We start from the raw sequence: 3,692 nt of genomic DNA on the forward strand, positions 1-3,692 counted from the left end.
CGGCGGCAGTACCTGAACCGCTTAAAAGCATTGGGCTTATCCACAGGCAACAGGGACGAATCATGAGCAAGTGGCAGGACAGGATTGTCGGCCAGGGCAAAGAGAACCCGGAGCAGTTACTGGCCAATCCACAGAACTGGCGCATCCACCCCAAGAGCCAGCAGGACGCCCTGAAAGGCGCCCTCGACGAAATAGGCTGGATTCAACAGGTCATTGTGAACCAGAGAACCGGCCACCTGGTGGATGGCCACCTCAGGGTGGAGCTTTCCATGCGGGAAGGCGAAACCGAAGTACCGGTGATTTACGTTGACCTGACCGAGGCAGAAGAAAAACTGGCACTGGCCACCATCGATCCCTTGTCGGCGATGGCAGAGACCGACCAGTCCATGCTGGACAGCTTGCTGGAAGGGTTGGAGGTACAGAGCGATGACCTGAACGGCCTATTGGAAAGCCTCGCCTCCGGAGAGTTGCTGGACGAAGCCGAAGACGGATTGATCGATGACGACGCTTGCCCGGATCCCCAGAAGAAGACCCACAGCAAGCCGGGTGATATCTGGATTCTGGGAGCCCACCGGCTCATGTGCGGTGACAGCACTGACCCACAACAGGTAGAACAGCTGGTTCAATCGCAACAGGTGGACATGGTATGGACAGACCCGCCCTATAACGTGGCTTACGAAGGCAAAACCAAAGATGCCCTCACTATCCAGAACGACAAGATGGGCGATGCTCAGTTCAGAGCATTCCTCAGCGACTTATTCACAGTCGCCTGCCTGTGGACAAAACCGGGTGGCCCTATCTACGTAGCTCATGCTGACAGTGAGGGTATCAACTTCCGCAGCGCACTGGTGGAAAGTGGTTTCCTACTCAAGCAATGCCTCGTCTGGGTAAAAAATGTCTTTGCGTTGGACAGACAGGATTACCACTGGCAGCACGAACCGATCCTTTACGGCTGGAAGCCAGGAGCCGCTCACTCATGGTATGGCGAATTCAACAAGGCCACAGTGCTGGATGAAGAACCCGACTTCAAGAACATGGAGAAGTCATCACTGGTCAACTACTGCCGGCAGCTACGCAACCAGCTGAACACTTCTGTCATCAAAGAAGATAAGCCCAGCAGATCCAGCGAGCACCCCACCATGAAGCCGGTCAACCTGATTGTTCACATGATCCGCAACAGCAGCGCACGACAGAACACGGTGCTGGATTTATGCGGAGGCTCCGGCAGTACCCTCATCGCCTGCGAGAAGTTGAGAAGGCAAGCCCGGCTGATGGAAATTGATCCAGCTTACTGCGACGTGATTATCCGGCGGTGGCAGGCATTCACTGGACAGCAGGCAAAACACCAGAACGGCAAAGCATTCAAAGGATAACCGACATGGCATGGAAGCAACGCATCACCGGCAGCGGCATGGAAAGCCCCGAAAAGCTGATGATGAACCCGGACAACTGGCGCAGACACCCACAGTCACAGCAAGCCGCAATGGAGGGGGTTTTAGACGACCTTGGGTGGATTCAGCAAGTGATCGTCAACCAGCGCACCGGGCGACTCATTGACGGACACCTGCGAGTGGAGCTGGCCAGAAAGCACAAAGCCAAGGAGGTGCCCGTTATCTACGTGGATTTAAGCGAAGCGGAAGAAAAGCTCGCCCTCGCTACCCTTGACCCGATAAGCACACTGGCAGAGACCGACGGCGACACCCTGCAGCAGCTATTAGGTCAGGTAGAGACCGACAACGATGCCCTGCTGGCCATGTTGGACGATTTAGAGCCACCCACCGCCCCTGAAGACCACGACCCCACCAGTGAGCCAGAGCCGGAAGACGCTATCCAGGTAGCGCCCGCCGTTTCCCAAAAGGGCGACGTTTGGCAGATGGGTGACCACCGGCTCATGTGCGGCGACAGCACCAACCCCGACCACGTTAAGCAATTGATGGACGGCCGCAAGGCTCGCCTCTGTTTCACCAGCCCGCCCTATGGCAACCAGCGAGACTACACCACCGACGGCATCACTGACTGGGACAAATTGATGACCGGCGTATTTGGAGCAAGCACCCTCGGCAGCGCCATGCACAAAAACGGTCAGGTGTTAGTAAACCTCGGATTGATACACCACAAAAACGAGTGGCAGCCCTACTGGGACGGTTGGCTGGAATTCATGCGGATAGACGGCTGGCGACGGTTTGGTCTTTACGTATGGGATCAAGGCCCTGGCATGCCCGGCGATTGGGCAGGTCGAATGGCTCCGGCCTTTGAGTTGATTTTTCATTTCAACAAAGAGAAGCGCAAACCCAACAAGATAGTCCCCTGCGAGGGAGCCGGAGAGGTCAGCCATAACGGCAATGCCGGAGGTATTCGCAGTAACGATGGCGAGGTGGGCGGCTGGACACATTCCGGGGAACCCATTCAGGACTACAAAATACCCGACAGTGTTATCCGCCTCATGAGACAGAAAGGCAGCATCGGTGATGGCATAGACCACCCGGCCGTCTTCCCGGTCACCTTGCCACAGCACCTGATGGAAGCCTACACCCATGAAGGCGAAAGCTGCTATGAGCCGTTTAACGGTTCCGGCACCAGCCTGATCGCCGCCCAGAACAGTGGACGACGGATGCATTCCATGGAGCTGGCTCCGGAGTATTGCGATGTGGCACTGGAACGGTTCAGGCGCAAATTTCCAGAAGTAGAGATCACCCACCAGCAGACGGGGCAAAGTCTGCAAGCCATGATTGATCAGAGAGCAGAGGAAAACCTATGAGTAATACAGCAATCCAAGAAGCGCAAAGTATCGAGAGTCTAGAGCAGGCTGAACTGATGATCCGCAGAGCGGGCATCGTTATAGATGAAATGGTCGAAGGTGAAAAGCTGTTAGAAATCTGCGGCTTCAATCAACAGAATCCAAAGCAGAAACTTGATAGACAAATTGAAAGGCATGGATTCGAAAAAGGCAAAGATTTCACTGCAACCATTAGCGGTTACAGTCGAGGTCAGGCAGTAAACTGCTACCTCTTCACCATGAACGCCGCGAACCATGTCCTTCTATCAGCCATGACTCCAAAAGGCAAAAAAGCACGACAGGAAGCGATTGATTCGAAGATGAAGCAGATGGAGTCAGAACAGACCAACATCAGCCAGACTACCAACCAGACCGCCATCATAGCCCAGGTGGAGAACATCGCTGCCGTTTATCATTCCATGAAGACCCTTTCTGAATCCATAGAGCCCGATGGAAATATAAGACAGATGGCAGCAACGGCAACCGAGAAGCTGACAGGATATGACGTTATGGATCTTTTAGGCTTGTCTGCCAATTTGCAGGAAATGAAACCAAAGGCAGCACAGCAAATAAACATAACTGAAACAACCCCAATCAATCAGCCCATAAAATCCAAGAAACCTCGCTTTACTAAAGGTCGCTATCAACTAGACAACTTCTTAACCCTTACTGAATTGGCTGAACTACTCGAATGGTCAGTGGGTGATGTAAAGAGCTACCTGATAGGAGCCAATATTCTCGAATATGGAAAGCGCCCGGGTCCATATCAGGATACCTCAAAAAACAGCCGGTACATTCTGACTAAAAAAGGTTGGGAGTACGGAACGATGTATGAGCCTCAGACAAAAAGATTCAGAACTACTGCTGACAGCAAAGACGCAATACTGAGAAGCAGCGCTCAACCGGTTTTTGACTA

The 3,692-nt window shown here is 53.4% G+C and carries 3 protein-coding genes; all 3 read left to right on the forward strand.

Features of this window, described 5'->3' with window-relative positions:
• Positions 1-1,373: DNA modification methylase (locus AK963_RS26715; RefSeq protein WP_238593860.1), on the forward strand; the 1,373-nt coding region annotated here is incomplete at its 5' end.
• Positions 1,374-1,378: 5 nt separating this feature from the next.
• Positions 1,379-2,758, forward strand: a complete 1,380-nt coding sequence (locus tag AK963_RS26720; protein ID WP_139117691.1) for a DNA modification methylase — start codon at positions 1,379-1,381, stop codon at positions 2,756-2,758.
• The coding region (locus AK963_RS26725; RefSeq protein WP_139117692.1) for a hypothetical protein at positions 2,755-3,692 on the forward strand (938 nt) is incomplete at its 3' end. The genes AK963_RS26720 and AK963_RS26725, both read left to right, overlap by 4 nt.

The sequence above is a fragment of the Endozoicomonas atrinae genome, from assembly GCF_001647025.1.
Classification (GTDB): domain Bacteria; phylum Pseudomonadota; class Gammaproteobacteria; order Pseudomonadales; family Endozoicomonadaceae; genus Endozoicomonas; species Endozoicomonas atrinae.